At 61.2% G+C, this 15,141-nt stretch carries 15 protein-coding genes and 2 tRNA genes; all 17 read left to right on the forward strand.

Annotation, left to right across the window (positions count from 1 at the left end; genetic code table 11):
• Positions 1-6 precede the first annotated feature (6 nt).
• The 17 genes from truB to rnc all read left to right on the forward strand — a co-directional run bounded on the left by truB (position 7) and on the right by rnc (position 15,140).
• A complete protein-coding gene (truB, locus tag FYJ40_RS02335; protein WP_154515428.1) occupies positions 7-939 on the forward strand; it encodes a tRNA pseudouridine(55) synthase TruB in 933 nt (310 codons plus the stop codon).
• Positions 936-1,943, forward strand: a complete 1,008-nt coding sequence (gene ribF, locus FYJ40_RS02340) for a riboflavin biosynthesis protein RibF (protein ID WP_229770628.1) — start codon at positions 936-938, stop codon at positions 1,941-1,943. The genes truB and ribF overlap by 4 nt, the downstream gene beginning before the upstream one ends.
• Entirely contained in the window at positions 1,936-4,044 is a 2,109-nt protein-coding gene (dnaG, locus tag FYJ40_RS02345; RefSeq protein ID WP_370450566.1) for a DNA primase, read from the forward strand. The genes ribF and dnaG overlap by 8 nt, the downstream gene beginning before the upstream one ends.
• Positions 4,045-4,154: 110 nt before the next feature.
• Positions 4,155-5,498, forward strand: a complete 1,344-nt coding sequence (gene rpoD / locus FYJ40_RS02350) for an RNA polymerase sigma factor RpoD (protein ID WP_370450567.1) — start codon at positions 4,155-4,157, stop codon at positions 5,496-5,498.
• Between the two features lie 342 nt (positions 5,499-5,840).
• Positions 5,841-5,915 (forward strand) — tRNA-Asn (locus FYJ40_RS02355).
• Positions 5,916-5,948: 33 nt separating this feature from the next.
• A tRNA-Asn gene (locus FYJ40_RS02360) sits at positions 5,949-6,023 on the forward strand.
• A 161-nt stretch (positions 6,024-6,184) separates the two neighbouring features.
• Complete coding sequence (locus FYJ40_RS02365; RefSeq protein WP_187361832.1) at positions 6,185-6,574, forward strand: Asp23/Gls24 family envelope stress response protein; 390 nt, start codon at positions 6,185-6,187, stop codon at positions 6,572-6,574.
• A gap of 27 nt (positions 6,575-6,601) precedes the next feature.
• Positions 6,602-8,263 carry a DAK2 domain-containing protein gene (locus tag FYJ40_RS02370; RefSeq protein WP_154515431.1) on the forward strand — a complete coding sequence of 554 codons (1,662 nt, stop codon included), beginning with the start codon at positions 6,602-6,604 and terminating at the stop codon, positions 8,261-8,263.
• Between the two features lie 10 nt (positions 8,264-8,273).
• Positions 8,274-10,451: an ATP-dependent DNA helicase RecG gene (gene recG, locus FYJ40_RS02375; RefSeq protein ID WP_154515434.1), complete on the forward strand. Its 2,178-nt coding sequence runs from the start codon at positions 8,274-8,276 to the stop codon at positions 10,449-10,451.
• The gene (rsmD, locus tag FYJ40_RS02380; protein WP_154515437.1) at positions 10,448-11,092 is read left to right on the forward strand and encodes a 16S rRNA (guanine(966)-N(2))-methyltransferase RsmD; all 645 of its coding nucleotides are present in this window, start codon (positions 10,448-10,450) and stop codon (positions 11,090-11,092) included. The genes recG and rsmD overlap by 4 nt, the downstream gene beginning before the upstream one ends.
• A complete protein-coding gene (gene coaD, locus FYJ40_RS02385; RefSeq protein WP_154515440.1) occupies positions 11,085-11,582 on the forward strand; it encodes a pantetheine-phosphate adenylyltransferase in 498 nt (165 codons plus the stop codon). The genes rsmD and coaD overlap by 8 nt, the downstream gene beginning before the upstream one ends.
• A 68-nt stretch (positions 11,583-11,650) precedes the next feature.
• Positions 11,651-12,148, forward strand: a complete 498-nt coding sequence (locus FYJ40_RS02390; protein WP_154515443.1) for an ATPase — start codon at positions 11,651-11,653, stop codon at positions 12,146-12,148.
• On the forward strand, positions 12,148-12,702 hold the full coding sequence (locus FYJ40_RS02395) for a DUF177 domain-containing protein (RefSeq protein WP_154515446.1): 555 nt from the start codon (positions 12,148-12,150) through the stop codon (positions 12,700-12,702). Before FYJ40_RS02390 ends, FYJ40_RS02395 begins: the two co-directional genes overlap by 1 nt.
• Positions 12,703-12,766: 64 nt before the next feature.
• On the forward strand, positions 12,767-12,946 hold the full coding sequence (rpmF, locus tag FYJ40_RS02400) for a 50S ribosomal protein L32 (RefSeq protein ID WP_022094017.1): 180 nt from the start codon (positions 12,767-12,769) through the stop codon (positions 12,944-12,946).
• Positions 12,947-13,034: 88 nt separating this feature from the next.
• Positions 13,035-14,051, forward strand: coding sequence for a phosphate acyltransferase PlsX (plsX, locus tag FYJ40_RS02405; RefSeq protein ID WP_154515449.1), 1,017 nt, complete (start codon positions 13,035-13,037; stop codon positions 14,049-14,051).
• A 117-nt stretch (positions 14,052-14,168) separates the two neighbouring features.
• Complete coding sequence (locus FYJ40_RS02410) at positions 14,169-14,411, forward strand: acyl carrier protein (RefSeq protein WP_154515452.1); 243 nt, start codon at positions 14,169-14,171, stop codon at positions 14,409-14,411.
• Positions 14,412-14,414: 3 nt separating this feature from the next.
• Entirely contained in the window at positions 14,415-15,140 is a 726-nt protein-coding gene (rnc, locus tag FYJ40_RS02415) for a ribonuclease III (protein ID WP_154515455.1), read from the forward strand.
• Position 15,141: the final 1 nt, after the last annotated feature.

Genomic DNA, 15,141 nt, shown 5'->3' on the forward strand with positions numbered 1-15,141 from the left:
TGGTACATGGCTCGTCGTACGCCTTCTCAATTGAATATGCTGCTCGCCGTCGATAAACCGGTGGGCTGCACGTCCCACGACGTGGTTTCGCAATGCCGGCGCGCCCTCCATGAGCGGCGCGTCGGTCATGCCGGCACGCTCGACCCCATGGCGTCGGGTGTCATGGTGGTGGGCGTGGGCCAGGCTACGCGTCTGCTGGGCATGCTTACCCTCGATACCAAAAGTTACGTCGCCGATATCTCGTTTGGCGCCGAGACCAATACCGACGATGCGGAAGGCGAGGCCGTCCGTACGGTTGCCATTGCACCCGAGCTGCGCGATCCGGCCTATGCCCGTGAGCGCTTGAGCGCCATGCTGGGCCCTCAGATGCAGGTCCCGCCGGCGTTTTCGGCTATTTCGGTCAACGGCGTGCGCGCCTATAAGTCTGCACGTGAGGGCAATGCCGTTGAGTTGCCTGCGCGCCCGGTCGAGGTATATTCTGCCGACCTGATCGCCGTGAGTGGCGAGGGCGATTCCTGCATTTGGACCGTTGCCTTCTCGGTGAGCAAGGGCACCTATATCCGTGCGCTCGCTCGCGACCTGGGTCGCGCCTGCGATAGTGCCGCGCATATTTCCGCGCTGCGCCGTACCGCTTCTGGCATTGTCTCCATCGGTGCCTGCCATGCGGTCGAGGAACTTTCTGCCGAGTCCGCTGCCGGCTTTGCCTTGGACCCCATTGCGGCTCTCGGCGCCACGCGCGTCGACTTGCCGGGCAATCTTGCCGACGATCTGCTGTGCGGACGTCGTATTCCTATTGATCGCGCGCTCGCCGGCTTCGATGTGTCTAAAGCGCCGTTTGCGCTGGTGCTCGATGGCGAGCTCAAGGCTTTGGCTCATATCGAGGATGGTCGCTTTGTGATGGAGCACGTCTTTCCGCAGGCGATCGGCGGTGTTCGATGATGCTGGACCCTCGCGAGCTCGCGCGCACATTTTTTGTAGGCGCGGCGGCGGAGGCCCGCATCGTTTTGGCTGATGCTTTTGGTGACTGCGAGTCTATGGGTGCCGCCTCGATTGCCATCGGCGTGTTCGATGGCGTACATAGGGGACATCGTGAGCTGATCGACGCGGTCATTCGCGATGCGCGCGTCCACGGCTGCAAAGCGGTTGTCGTAACGTTTGACCCTGATCCAGATGTTGTGGTGAGCCCTGCGCCCGCTCAAAAATTGATGACGACGGCCGACCGCCTGCATGCCCTGGCTCAGACTGGGGTCGATGCCGTGGTGGCTGTTCCCTTTACGCCTGCGGTGGCGTCGCTCGACCACGTGGGCTTTCTTGAGCTGTTGGCGCATGTTGTCGACATTCGCTCCATTCGCGTTGGCAGCGATTTTAGGCTGGGCCGCGGCGGTGCCTCGGGCGTTGCCGAGATGCAGGCATGGGGTGTCGAGCGCGGTGTTGACGTGTATGGGCACAATTTGCTGTGCGAGGCCGGCGAGGCTATCTGCGCCACCCGCATTCGACGTGAGCTGAGCTTGGGCCACGTTGAGCTGGCGGCCGATCTACTCGGCCGTCCCTATATGGTGCGCGGCGGCGTGATTCGCGGTCGCCACGAGGGCTCCGATATGGGATTTCCGACGGCAAACCTGCTGGTGCCAAACGGAATCCAGCTGCCTGCCGATGGCGTCTACGAGGGCCTTGTGCTGGTCGACGATACCGTGTGGCCCGCTGCCGTCAACGTGGGCCTGCCGCCGACGTATGCCGACGATGCCGCTTCGGCGCATCTCGAGGCCAACTTGATCGGGTATGCGGGCGACCTGTATGGACGTTCGGTTTCGTTGGCGTTTACGCGTTGGCTGCGTCCTTCGCGCGTGTTCGATTCGCTGGACGAGCTTATCGCGACCGTCGAGGGTAATATTGACGATATCCGTCATAACTTGGGTGAGCAGGGGGTGAGCATCCGTGATTAGCGATGAGGAGAAAGACCAGGTGCGCGCTGCGTCCGACCTGGTTGCCATCGTGCAGGAAACGGTTGAGCTCAAGCCCCGCGGCCATGAGTTTTGGGGTTGCTGCCCCTTCCATGGCGAAAAGACCCCATCGTTTCACATTATCCCCGCTACGCAGGTGTGGCACTGCTTTGGCTGTGGCGAGGGCGGCGACGTCTTCACCTACATCATGAAGCGCGAGAACCTGAGCTTTCCCGAGTCGATTCGCTACCTGGCCGATCGTGCCGGCATTGAGCTGCACGATACCGGCGCGCAGCGCGATCGCGGCACCAAGCGCGCCCGCATCTATGACCTGTGCGCCGAGACGGCCCAGTTCTATCACACCATGCTCATGCGCGGTAAGGACAGCCGTCCGCGCGAGTACTTTGCCAGCCGCGGTATGGGTGGCGACGTCTGCCGTCGCTACTGCCTGGGCTTTGCGCCGGGTCGCAATATGTTGGTGGCCCATCTGTCGCAGAAGGGCTTTACCCCGCAGGAGATGATCGACGCCAACGTGGCCGTGAGCCGCGGGCGCGGACAGCTTGCCGATCGTTTTTACGACCGCGTGATGTTTCCCATCTTTGACGAACAGGGTCATAACATCGCCTTTGGCGGTCGTATTATGGGCGACGGTCAACCCAAGTACCTCAACACCGCCGAGACGAGCGTGTTTCATAAAAAGAGAAACCTCTACGGCTTTAACTGGGCCAAGGAGTTTATCGTCGCGCAGGATACCGCCATCGTGGTGGAGGGATATACCGACTGCATCGCCTGCTGGGAGGCGGGGATCAAAAACGTCGTCGCCACGCTGGGCACGGCGCTGACGGAACATCACGTAAAGACGCTCACCCGTTTTGCCAAGCGCATCGTGTATATGTTCGATGGTGACGCCGCCGGTCAAAAGGCCGCGCGCCGCGCGATTCAGTTTATCGAGCAGGACTCGATGGACCTGCGCTGCGTGGTGCTTCCCGACGGTAACGACCCCATGGAGTTCATCTCCGCGCATGGTGGCGAGGCACTGCAGGCGCGTATCGACGCCGCCGAGCCCCTCATGGACTTTGTGTACCGCTCACTGCAGGAGTCGAGCGACATTACCACGCCGGGCGGTCGTGCCAAGGCACTCGAGGATGCGCTGACGCTCATCTATCCGCTGCGCGATAGCTACATGATCGATACGTACTTTATCCAGATCGCCGACCTTCTGGGCCTGGATTTGGAGACGGTACGCTCGAGCTCGGGCCGTGTGTTTCGCGATGTCGCCAAACGCGAGGACGCCGAGCGTCGTCGCGAGCAGAACTACGAGCGCCAGCGGGCACAGGCCGAGCGCGCCGGCAGCGCGGGCGGTCGGGTGTCCGGTCCGCAGGGGGCATCTCGCGGCGCCCGGGCGTCGGGGACGACGCCGCCGGTATCCATACCGGTCGAGGAGGAACCGTACGACTATGTGCCGCTCGAGGCCTACGGGGCCGCGCCGGTCGAGGTCGTCGACGATATGCCGCCGATCGATGTGCCTGCTGGCATGGACGCGGCGCCCGCGGGGTCTGCTTCGACCGCTTCCGTTCCGGCGACGCCGATCGTGCTGACCGATCTGGAGCGGAAGTCTCTGGCGGGGGAGCGCGAGCTGTTGACGATGCTCACCAGCTACCCCGATCTATTCCGCACGTACGCCGATCGCATCTGCTCGATCGAGTGGGTAGACCCCCGTCACGAGTCCATCGCGTGGGCCGTGCTCGCGACGCCGCCGGGCACCGATCCCGCGGCGTGCATGGACGCCGCGCGCGCGGTGTGTCCCGAGGCGGCTTCGCTCGTCAGCGCCGGGCGCATCTCGGCGACGAGCAAGCACCCCACCGAGACGAACATCGTCTTTATGCTCGATACGCTTGAGCTTTACACCATCAAGCGCCGTATGCGGGCTGCCCAGGCCAAGCTGCGCCAGGACCGGTCGCTCGACGATGACGCGCGCCGTGCATTGACCATGCAGGCCGCGCAGGATTCTTTGCGCCAGCGCGAGCTCCAGAAGTCGATTGGCGGCGTGGCCGATCCGTTCCGGTTGATTGGTTTGGAGGCCGCGGGTCCCGATCAGGCCTAGATGTTGTGGTCAATCGGCATGTTATCTGCTATATCCAGTCTGAATTTTGGGTATAGATGTGTAAGTGTGTGCTAAAGTAATGTGTCCTGTGGACTACGAAGGGAGAATCTGTGCCAAATAAGACTGAGAGCACGGGTACTGGGCTGGAATCCTACGTTGCTAAGCTCATGGGCAACGGCTCAAACAGGACTTCGGTAACCGAGGACGAGATCCAGGTCGTCCTGAAGGATATCGATGTTTCTGACGAGCAGCTCAACGCGGTCTATTCCGCGCTGCGCAACAGCGGCATCCAGATTATCTCCGCGAGCGGAAACGACGACGCCCCCATGGACGTCGACGATGACGATAACGATACCGACGATTTCGATGACGACGAGGAGCACGATTCCGGCTCGCTCGACGATCATGAGCTTAAGATGGCCCGTCAGGCCGATGCCGAGATGGGTTCTTGCAAGAGCAAAAAGAAGCGCACCGTCCGCACGTCCCGTTCGCGTTCTCGCGTGCGTGGCATCGATGCCTCCACGGTGATGCTGACCGGTGACCCGGTTCGTATGTACCTTAAGGAGATCGGCAAGGTCGACCTGCTGACTGCCTCCGAAGAGGTCGATCTGGCCATGAAGATCGAGGCCGGTCTCGAGGCCACCGAGAAGCTCGAGGCCGCCGAGGCGGGCGAGATCGAGCTCACTCGCGCCGAGATGCGTCGTCTGACTCGTATCGAGAACGTGGGCCTCGAGGCCAAGCAGGCGCTCATCAGCGCCAACCTCCGTCTGGTCGTCTCCATCGCCAAGCGCTACGTAGGTCGCGGCATGCTGTTCCTGGATCTGATCCAGGAGGGCAACCTCGGTCTGATCCGCGCCGTCGAGAAGTTCGACTACCAGAAGGGCTTCAAGTTCTCCACGTACGCCACGTGGTGGATCCGTCAGGCCATCACGCGCGCTATCGCCGACCAGGCCCGAACCATCCGTATTCCCGTGCACATGGTCGAGACCATCAACAAGCTTGTCCGCGTGCAGCGCCAGCTCCTCCAGGATCTGGGTCGCGACCCGACCCCCGAGGAGATCGGTGCCGAGATGGACATGAGTGCCGACCGCGTCCGCGAGATCCAGAAGATCTCGCAGGAGCCCGTGTCGCTCGAGACTCCTATCGGCGAGGAAGAGGATTCCCAGCTGGGCGACTTTATCGAGGACTCCCAGGCCATCGTTCCGCCCGATGCCGCCAGCTTCTCCATGCTGCAGGAGCAGCTCACCCAGGTGCTCGACTCGCTTGCCGATCGTGAGCGCAAGGTTATTGAGCTGCGCTTTGGACTTGTCGACGGACATCCCCGCACGCTCGAGGAAGTCGGCCGCGAGTTTGGCGTCACGCGCGAGCGCATCCGCCAGATCGAGTCCAAGACCCTGGCCAAGCTCCGCCACCCCAGCCGCTCCAGCAAGCTCAAAGACTATATCGAAAGCTAGTCAAGCAAGAAGCGCCCTCAAGCACATCCGCTTGAGGGCGCTTTCATGTAACAAGGGCCGGCAGTTGGGGCACGGGTAGTCTTTTTGGGACGGGGCTTTTTTAGCTGCCCTATCTCAATGAGCGGCTCAAGCTTTAAAGGCCCCAGATTGGGTAGCTAAAAAAGCCCCGTCCCAAAAAGACTACCCTGGGCGTCAGGTTGATGAGTCGTTGGGGACGTTCTTGAATGACTAGTCGTTTAAGAACGTCCCCAATGACTGGGTCGGAAAATTTCTTAAAAAAGTTCTTGCCCTGAGCTGATTCGTCCGTATAATAAACTTCGTTGCTTGAGAGCATGCACCTATTCCTCGGTAGCTCAATGGTAGAGCACGCGGCTGTTAACCGCGCTGTTGTAGGTTCGAGTCCTACCCGGGGAGCCAGAATTTCCCAGCCCAATCTGCTGGGCTTTAAATTCCTCGGTAGCTCAATGGTAGAGCACGCGGCTGTTAACCGCGCTGTTGTAGGTTCGAGTCCTACCCGGGGAGCCAGATTGTAAAACCCGTCGCTTCTGCGGCGGGTTTTTTCATGCCGCGATTGCTTAACGCAAACGTTGCCATATCAACATTTCGTGTCGAGGATGTAATCCCGCGACCCACCACCTCAACATGGCGCGGTCGTTGTAGAATATTGCAATGATTGCTCCCACGACATGGTGCCGCGAGCACCAGATAAGGAGATTCTTGTGTCTGAGACCATTAACGGCAGCCTGAGCGTCTCGAACGACGTTATTGCCGATATTGCCGGTTATGCCGCGATGACGTGCTATGGCGTCGTCGGTATGGCCGAGCAGCTCCAGGGCGCCGAGAGCGTGCGCCTGCTTGCCGGTCAGCGCCTCCGCAAGGGCGTGCTTGTCTCCGCCGACGAGAACGGCCTTACGGTCGACCTTCACGTCGTGCTCGAGAACGGCGTCAACATGAAGTCCGTCTGCCACAATCTTTCGAGCTCCGTTGCCTTCACCCTGCAGGAGATCGCCCAGATCGATCCCGCCAGCCTTAAGATCGGCATTCACATCGACGCGCTCAAGAGCCGTCTGAACTAGCATCCGAAAACGGAGATTCAAATACTCATGATTGTAAAGACCATTCGCACCTGTTTTCCGATCGCTGCGGCTGCCGTTTCCGACAAGGCCGAGGAGATCAATAAACTCAACGTCTTTCCCGTGCCCGACGGCGACACCGGCACCAACATGTCGCTCACGCTCGCCTCGGTGACCAAGGAGCTTTCCGCCCTTCCCGCCGATGCCGATATGGAGGCCATCGCCGGCGCCATCACCCATGGCTCCCTCATGGGCGCCCGCGGCAACTCCGGCGTTATCACCTCGCAGATCCTGCGCGGCGTGGCCGAGGGGCTCGTCTCTGTCGATGAGCCCATCACGTCTGCCGACATCGCGCATGCTTTCCGTCGCGCCGTCAAGGTCGCCTTCCAGGCCGTCCGCAAGCCCATCGAGGGCACGATTCTTACGGTCCTGCGCGACGTCTCGACCAAGGCCGACGAGTGCGAGAAGAAGAAGTTCTCGGCCGAGGACGCGCTCGACGCCATCGTCGTCGAGGCCTACCAGTCTGTGGCTCGCACGCCCGACCTGCTGCCCGTTCTGAAGGAGAACGGCGTGGTCGACTCTGGCGCCTTTGGCTTCGCCATCTTCCTGGAAAACTTCGTTGCCGCTGCTCTGGGCCGCAGCACCGTTGTCGAGGATTTCTCCACCACGTTTGATTCCGCTGGCTCTGCCCGCGATGCGGCCCTCGGTCGCGTCGAGATCGAGGCCAACGACGACTGGGAGGGCTCGGAGTTCCGCTACTGCAACGAGTTCCTCTTTAAGGCCGACGCCCCGTTTGACGAGGACGAGTGCCTTAAGTTCCTGGGTTCCATGGGCGACTGCGAGCTGCTCGTGGGCGCCTACCCCGACTACAAGATCCACGTGCACTCTAACACCCCCAACCTGGTGCTCGAGCACATGCTGCAGCTTGGCCAGATCTACGAGGTCTTTATCCACAACATGGAGATGGAGGCCCACGACCGTACCGCTAAGATCCACGAGGACCAGGAAAAGGCCGCCGAGCCCGCCAAGGCCCTGGGTTTTGTCGCCGTTGCCGCCGGTTCCGGTGAGGCCGACATCCTCAAGTCCCTCGGCGTCGACGTAGTCGTTTCGGGTGGCCAGACCATGAACCCCTCGACCGCCGACCTGCTGGGCGCGGTGGACCAGGTCAACGCGACTTCGGTCATCATCCTGCCCAATAACGGCAATATCCGTATGGCTGCCGAGGCTGCCGCTTCTGCCTGCACCGACAAAAAGGTCGCCGTGGTTCCCACCAAGACCGTTCCGCAGGCGTTCTCCGCTCTGTTCGCGGTGCTGCCCGATTCCGAGCTCGAGGACGCCGTCGCCGCCATGGTCGATGCCATCAGCGAGGTTCGCGATGGCGAGGTCACCCGTGCCGTGCGCGATTCCAGCGCCTCTGACGGCTCGCCGATTCACTCCGGTGACGTCATGGGTATCATCGCCGGCTCCATCGACGTGGTCGGCTCCGATGTGAAGCAGGTCACGCTCGACTGCATCAACCGCATGCAGGAGGAAGAGGAGGGCGATGCGCTGACGATTCTGGCCGGCGAGGAGCTGTCCGATGAGGCCTTCCAGGAGATCGTCGACGCCATCGAGGAGGCTCAGCCCGACCTGGAGATTGACGCCCATCGTGGCGAGCAGCCGCTCTATCCCGTGATCTTCTCGATCGAGTAGGCATCTGCCCATGTCCGAGCTGTGCTCCGTGCCGCGCGTCTCGGAGCGCTTTGCCCAGAGCAATGCGCTCGACGAGGATATCGCGCGACTCAAATATGTTTCGGGTAAACGTGAGGAGGCCCTTCGCCGTCTGGGAATTAGGACGGTGGGGGACCTCCTTCTCCATATCCCTCATCGATATCTGGACTTTACACGCTCCTGGTCCATCGAGATGGCGCCTATCGGTACGGTGTGCACGATCGTCGCCACGGTCGATCGTATCGTTCAAAAGCAGCCCCGCCCGCGTATGCAGGTTACCGAGGTCTCGCTTGTGGACGAGACGGGCGTGCTGCAAGTCGCTTTTTTCCGCCAGCCCTGGATTGCCCAGCAGCTCAAGCAGGGCGACCGCCTGGCCGTGATGGGTAAGGTCGAATTTGCCTACGGCTTTAAGCAGATGGCCTCGCCGCATTTCGAAAAGCTCGAGGACGGGCGTGCCGCGGGCACCATCCTGCCGGTTCACTATGTGAGCGACGGTGTGAGCCAGGCTTGGATGCGCCGTATCGTGAGCGGCGCGCTCGAGATTGTCGGCAATCCCTTCGACCCGATTCCCGCGCCCCTGCGCGCCAAGCGACGCCTTATGAGCAGCGCCCGTGCGCTGCGTTCGATTCACTTTCCCTCGAGTATGGCCGAGCGCGATATCGCGCGCGCACGGCTTGCCTATGAAGAATGCCTCTATCTTCAGCTGGCGCTTCGTCTGCGCAACGACGGCGGTATGGTCGAGGTGGTTCCCTACACCCATACCGCGGGTGGTCATTTGACGGCGCTTAGGCGGGCCCTGCCGTTTTCGCTGAGCGACGAGCAGGAGGCCGCGTTCCAAGACATCCTGCATGACATGTGCGATGGCGACCACGTGATGAACCGCTTGCTGCTGGGCGATGTCGGTACCGGCAAGACCGCCGTCGCCGCCTGCGCGCTGGCAGTCGCGGCCGATTCGGGTACCCAGTCCTGCGTCATGGCACCCACGGGCGTGCTGGCGCGTCAATATGCCGATAAAACCGGCCCTTTGCTCTCGCAGGCCGGTATGTCCTGGGCGCTCCTGACGGGTGCTACTCCGGCCGCCGAGCGCGAGCGCATCCATGCACAGTTGCAGTCTGGTGAGCTCGATGTGCTCTTTGGTACCCATGCGGTCCTTTCGGATAACGTAACGTTTAAACATCTTTCACTCGTCGTTATCGACGAGCAGCATCGGTTTGGCGTGGGGCAGCGCAATGCCCTGCGTGCCAAAGGCCCAGGTGCGGACTTGCTCGTTATGACGGCCACGCCTATTCCGCGCACACTGGCGCTTTCGGTCTATGGCGACCTGGACACGTCCATCATTCGTCATCGCCCCGTCCCCGGGGCCGGCGTCTTGACGCGCGTGCTCACCGAGTCGAGCCGCGACCTGGCTTACGGTGCCATTCGCGAGGCGCATGCCCAAGGACAGCAGGCTTACGTTATCTGCCCGCTTGTGGAGCCGAGTGACTCCGCGGACGATTTGGAAGACGTTCCCGGCATTGCTCGCGACGATGAAGGTCGCGTGACGGTGCCCGTGCCGTTGCACGACACCGCGACCGAGCTCGACCGCCTGCGTCTGGCATTGCCGGGGCTTTCCGTCGAGCGTCTTCACGGCCGCATGCCGGCGGGGGAGAAGGACCGCGTGATCGACGCCTTTAAGCGCGGCGAGATCGACGTGCTCGTCTCAACTACGGTGGTCGAGGTGGGCGTCGACGTGCCCAACGCCACCGTCATGGTTATCGAGAACGGCGAGCGCTTTGGCTTGGCGGCCCTGCACCAGCTTAGAGGCCGCGTGGGCCGCGGCAGCGTGTCGGGCACGTGCCTGGTCATGACGCATTCCAAGGGCAATGGCGGTGTGTCTGCTGCGCAAGACCGCCTGCGGGCGCTCGAAAAGACCTCTGACGGTTTTGCACTTGCGCAGATGGACCTGCGTTTGCGCCACGAGGGCGAAATCTTGGGTTATCGCCAACATGGCGGTGTGACCCTGCGTTTTGTGGACCTGGACGCCGACGAGGATCTTATCGAATGGGCCCATTTGGACGCGGTCGAGCTCTTGCGGTATGCTTGCAACCTTGACTCCGTGGCGATGCGTCCCTTGCGCGATGCGGTCGCTACGCGTTATCGACATATCTTCAAGGAGGTCAGCGGAGGATGAGAATCATCGGCGGTGAATGGCGCGGCCGCAAGATCGAAGAGCCGCGTGGGCGCGATGTCACCCGTCCCACGACCGACCGCGTGCGCGAGGCATGTGCGTCCATGGTCATGTCGGCATTCGATTTCGATCTGGACGAGGTCCGCGTGCTGGATGCCTTTGGCGGCTCCGGTGCCCTGGGAATCGAGATGCTCTCGCGCGGCGCTCGCTCGCTCATCACGTTCGAGATCGATCGCAATGCCGCCCGACTGATCACTAAGAATATCGAGTCGCTGTGTCGCGACCGCTCGCGTTGGCGCGTCGTTACCGGCGATGTGTTGGCGAGCGCCTCGCGCGGCCGTGTTCCGGGCGGCCCCTTTGATCTGGTCCTGCTCGATCCGCCCTATGCCTTTGGTGCCGAGCCGGTCGAGGAGCTGCTGCGCAATCTTGCCCAGCAGGGCTTGCTGGCACCAGGGGCCTTTGCCCTGTTTGAGCATGCCGCAAGCGATGCGGGCGCTCATCCGGCTGGTTTTGAGACCGTGCGAGAGAAACGCTACGGCATTACCTCGGTTGACTTGCTGCGCTGGGTGGCCGCGGACGAGTGCGACCATGCTAATGACAGCGATATTGACGAGGACGTGCCTTTGGAGGATACCCATGAATGACACTATCAACCGCGTGATCGTTCCGGGTACGTTTGACCCCATCACGTTTGGTCACATCGATGTAATCCGCCGCGCCCGCCGCATTTTTCCCAGCGTGATTGTCGCCGTGGCGGAGTCGCAGGGCAAAAACGGCGTGGGCACCACCTTTATGCTCGATGAGCGCGTGGCGTTGGCCCGCGAGGCCCTGGGCGATATTGACGGTGTCGAGGTACTACCCTTTACCGGCCTGTTGGTCGATTTTGCCCGTGAGCAGGGTGCGGGTGCTGTGGTCAAGGGCCTGCGCGCCATGACCGACTTTGAGTACGAGCTGCAGCAGGCGGACCTCAACTATCGCCTGGACAACGAGCTTGAGTCCATTTTTGTCATGAGTGCGCCGCAGTACGGCTATATCTCGAGCTCGGTGGTTCGTCAGATCGCATCGCTCGGAAGCGATGTGTCGACGTTTGTGCCGCCCAATGTGGTCGAAGCGCTTAAACATCGCTTTTCGTGACGTTTCATATTGCCTGATGGCATGTGGTAAACTAACACGATGACATGTTACCTATGAAAGGAGACCGGATGCCGGGCGAGAATTTTCCTGGCGACAGGATCGTGAGCCTTGTCGAGGAGCTCGAGGGGCTCATCGAAGAGGCTAAGACGCCGTTCGGCAAGAATGCCCAGATGAAGGTTATCGATGCCGACGTCTTCTTTAACATCCTTGACGAGATCCGTATGAGCTATCCCGAGGAGTGGCAGAAGTCCCGTCGCATCCTCAAGGAGCGCGACGAGCTTATGGCTTCCGCCGCCGCTCAGGCCGATTCCATCATTGCCGATGCTCAGCAGCAGGCACTCACCATTGCCGGTGAGCAGGAGATCGTCCGCTTGGCGCAGCAGCAGGCCGACGATATCCGTGATCGTGCCCAGCAGTACGAGCGCGAGACGCGCTATGCGGCCGAGGATTATGCCGAGCAGGTCTTTACGCATCTCGAGGAGAACCTCAAGAGCCTGACCGGCACCGTTACCCGTTGCCGTCAGCAGCTCAACGAGGGTGCCGCCCAGCAGAACGGTCAGTGGTAATGGCTGAGTTCCCGAGCGTTACCGTCGATCTTTCCGAGCAGCTCGAGTTTCCCGGAGACTCGTATCCGCTGACCGGCAAGGTCGATGTCGCCACCTACACGGTGGGCGAGAAGGAGTACCAGCTGCAGGACGGCATTGCTTACGACGTGGTTTTTACCAATGCGGGCACCGGTGTTCTGCTCTCCGGCATGGTTCGAGCGCACGCCACCGGCGAATGCGACCGCTGCCTTGAGCTCGCCTCGTTTGATATCGCCGGCGAGATCGAGGAGTTCTACCTCTTTGAGGAGCCCGAGGATCCCGAGGCCTACGAGGACGGTTACGAGCTTTTGGGCGAGGACCGCATTGTCGATCTGGGGGAGCCCATTAACGACGCCGTTGTCATGGACACGCCGTTTGTGGTGCTCTGCAAGCCCGATTGCCGCGGCCTGTGCCCCACCTGCGGCATCAATCTCAACGTCGAGCAATGCGATTGCGCCGCCCAGGCCGAGGCCGAATGGGCCGCTGCCACGGAAAATCCATTTGCAGCATTGAAGAATCTCAATCTTGATGAGTAAAAATGTGGTAGTATCGCTACTTGCGCGTAATCGCCACACTGGATAGTTCATAAGGAAGGTCACTATGCCCGTACCTAAACAAAAGCAGGGTCGTATCCGCACCCATACTCGTCGTTCCGCCAACATGAAGATCTCGGCTGCGGCTCAGTCCACGTGCCCCCGTTGCGGCGCTGTCAAGCTCCCGCACCACGTGTGCCCCAGCTGCGGTTTCTACAAGGACCGCGAGGTTATCGTTACCGAGTAACGGTATACTCTGGATACGATGCCGTTCCAACTGGAACCACAATGGCCGGCTCAATGAGTCGGCCATTTTTGTATAAGGAGCACTTGAAATGAGTAACGTTCGCGTTTGTGTAGACGTTGTGGGCGGAGACGAGAAGCCCCAAGTTGTCCTCGACGGTATTGAGGCCGCACTTGCCGCCGATCCCGATATCGAGGTCATTGCTGTTGGCCCCGCCGATATCGTCAACCCCTTTGCCGCGGCGCACGCGCGCGTGGAGGCTCTGGAGGCCCCCGATGTCATCGCCATGGACGACGATCCCATCCGCGCCGTGATGACCAAGCGTAAGTCTTCGATCGTGCTTGCCTGCCGTGCTATTAAGAAGGGCAACGCGGACGCGTTTTTCTCCGCGGGGTCGACCGGCGCCATGACGGCTGCCGCCACCGCCTACGTGACGCCGTTTAGATATTTGGTAGAGGGTAAGAAGCAGCCGGTGCGTCCATGCCTCACCAATGCGCTGCCCAACCGCGCCGGTGGCCTTACGGTACTGTGCGACATGGGGGCCAACCCCGATGTCGAGGTCGACGACATGGTTCGCTTTGCCCAGATGGGTGCAGCCTATGCCCGCGTGGTCCTGGGCATCGAACATCCGCGTGTGGGCCTGCTTGGCAACGGCACCGAGGACGAGAAGGGTTCTAACTTTACCAAGGCGTGCTTCCCGGCTATGAAAGCCGCGGTCCCCGGTTTTGTGGGCAACTGCGAGGGCACCGATCTTACGTCGGGCAATTTTGACGTTGTGGTCGCCGACGGCATGTCGGGCAATATTGCGCTCAAGGCAACCGAGGGCGCTGCCAAGTTTTTGCTGCAAGAGCTCAAGGGCGCCTTTATGTCTTCGCTCGGTACCAAGATCGCCGCGCTGCTCATCAAAAAGCAGATGCGCCAGATGAAAGCCAAGCTCTCGGGCGATGCCAAGGGCGGCGCGATCCTGCTGGGCCTTCGCGGCGTCGTTTTGATTGGCCATGGCGCCACGTCGGCCGAAGCCGTTAAGAACGGTACGCTCGCCGCGGCTCAGGCCGTTCGAGCCGGGCTTATCGAAAGCATTGCCAATTCCATGGAAGGTATCGTTTAGCAAGAGCTCCGTTACGTGGCTCAAGCTATGCATCGTGGGGTAGAATCGGAGCCGTGCTGCAATGCGGCTTCCGCCCGCGCGACACATTGTATTCCACGACTTATGAGAGGATGCGTTATGGATCGCTCCGAAATCTTTGACAAGATCGCCGAGGTCGCTGCCGACGTGCTGGGTGTTGACGTTGCCGAGATCAGTGATGAGACAACTTTTGACGACCTCGATGCCAATTCGCTCGAGCGCCTGCAGCTGGTGACGGCCATCGAGGACGAGTTTGACCTCGAGATCGATGACGAGACCCTGTTGTCGCTCACCTCCGTTGCCGACGCCGTCGACGCTATCGAAAACGCCAGGGAGGCCTAGGTCTTGGCTTTATCTCAACGACTCACGCGCGCTCAGGAAATCCTGGGCCATGAGTTTAATAACAAGGTGCTGCTACGCGCGGCGCTCACCCACCCCTCGGCAGTAGAGGGGCAGCCGGTCTCTGCCAGCTATGAGCGGCTTGAGTTTTTGGGTGACTCCATTCTGGGCGCCGTGGTTGCCCGTTCGCTCTTTGAGTCTTATCCCGAGTTCGATGAAGGCAAGCTCACGCGTCTGAAGGTATCGCTTGTTTCGGGTGCCACGCTGTCCGAGGTTTCGCACGAGCTGGGCATCGACGACATCATCATCTTTGGCGCCTCCGAGACCGGTACCGGCGCGCGCGGCCTTAACTCGGCGCTCGAGAACGTCTATGAGTCGCTCGTGGGTGCGTTGTACCTCGATGCCGGCTGGGATGCGGCGGCGGAGTTCATCCACCGCACGCTTAAGCCCCATTTGGCCTCCGAGCGTGCCGAGCACCCCGCGAACCCCAAGTCGTTCTTGCAGGAGTGCGTGCAGGCAGACGGTCACGAGCCCCCGGCATACAAGCTGGTAGGCTCCGAGGGCCCGGCACATGCGCCCACCTTTACCGCCGTGGTGCTTGTCGACGGTATCCGTCAGGGCCGCGGCACCGGCGCCTCTAAGAAAGAGGCCGAGGGAGCCGCTGCACTCGAGGCGCTCGACCGCATGGGTTACACCACCAACGGTGTGATTCTCAACAAGAAGCCCGTTTAAG

The organism is Collinsella sp. WCA1-178-WT-3 (M1), from assembly GCF_009696325.1.
In the GTDB taxonomy this organism is placed as follows: domain Bacteria; phylum Actinomycetota; class Coriobacteriia; order Coriobacteriales; family Coriobacteriaceae; genus Collinsella.

What these genes read in the sequence shown, in the direction of transcription:
- truB (WP_154515428.1), top strand. Translation starts at nt 7, where the DNA reads ATGGCTCGTCGTACGCCTTCTCAATTGAATATGCTGCTCGCCGTCGAT.
- ribF (WP_229770628.1), top strand. Translation starts at nt 936, where the DNA reads ATGATGCTGGACCCTCGCGAGCTCGCGCGCACATTTTTTGTAGGCGCG.
- FYJ40_RS02365 (WP_187361832.1), top strand. Translation starts at nt 6,185, where the DNA reads ATGGTGCCGCGAGCACCAGATAAGGAGATTCTTGTGTCTGAGACCATT.
- FYJ40_RS02370 (WP_154515431.1), top strand. Translation starts at nt 6,602, where the DNA reads ATGATTGTAAAGACCATTCGCACCTGTTTTCCGATCGCTGCGGCTGCC.
- recG (WP_154515434.1), top strand. Translation starts at nt 8,274, where the DNA reads ATGTCCGAGCTGTGCTCCGTGCCGCGCGTCTCGGAGCGCTTTGCCCAG.
- rsmD (WP_154515437.1), top strand. Translation starts at nt 10,448, where the DNA reads ATGAGAATCATCGGCGGTGAATGGCGCGGCCGCAAGATCGAAGAGCCG.
- coaD (WP_154515440.1), top strand. Translation starts at nt 11,085, where the DNA reads ATGAATGACACTATCAACCGCGTGATCGTTCCGGGTACGTTTGACCCC.
- FYJ40_RS02390 (WP_154515443.1), top strand. Translation starts at nt 11,651, where the DNA reads ATGCCGGGCGAGAATTTTCCTGGCGACAGGATCGTGAGCCTTGTCGAG.
- FYJ40_RS02395 (WP_154515446.1), top strand. Translation starts at nt 12,148, where the DNA reads ATGGCTGAGTTCCCGAGCGTTACCGTCGATCTTTCCGAGCAGCTCGAG.
- rpmF (WP_022094017.1), top strand. Translation starts at nt 12,767, where the DNA reads ATGCCCGTACCTAAACAAAAGCAGGGTCGTATCCGCACCCATACTCGT.
- plsX (WP_154515449.1), top strand. Translation starts at nt 13,035, where the DNA reads ATGAGTAACGTTCGCGTTTGTGTAGACGTTGTGGGCGGAGACGAGAAG.
- FYJ40_RS02410 (WP_154515452.1), top strand. Translation starts at nt 14,169, where the DNA reads ATGGATCGCTCCGAAATCTTTGACAAGATCGCCGAGGTCGCTGCCGAC.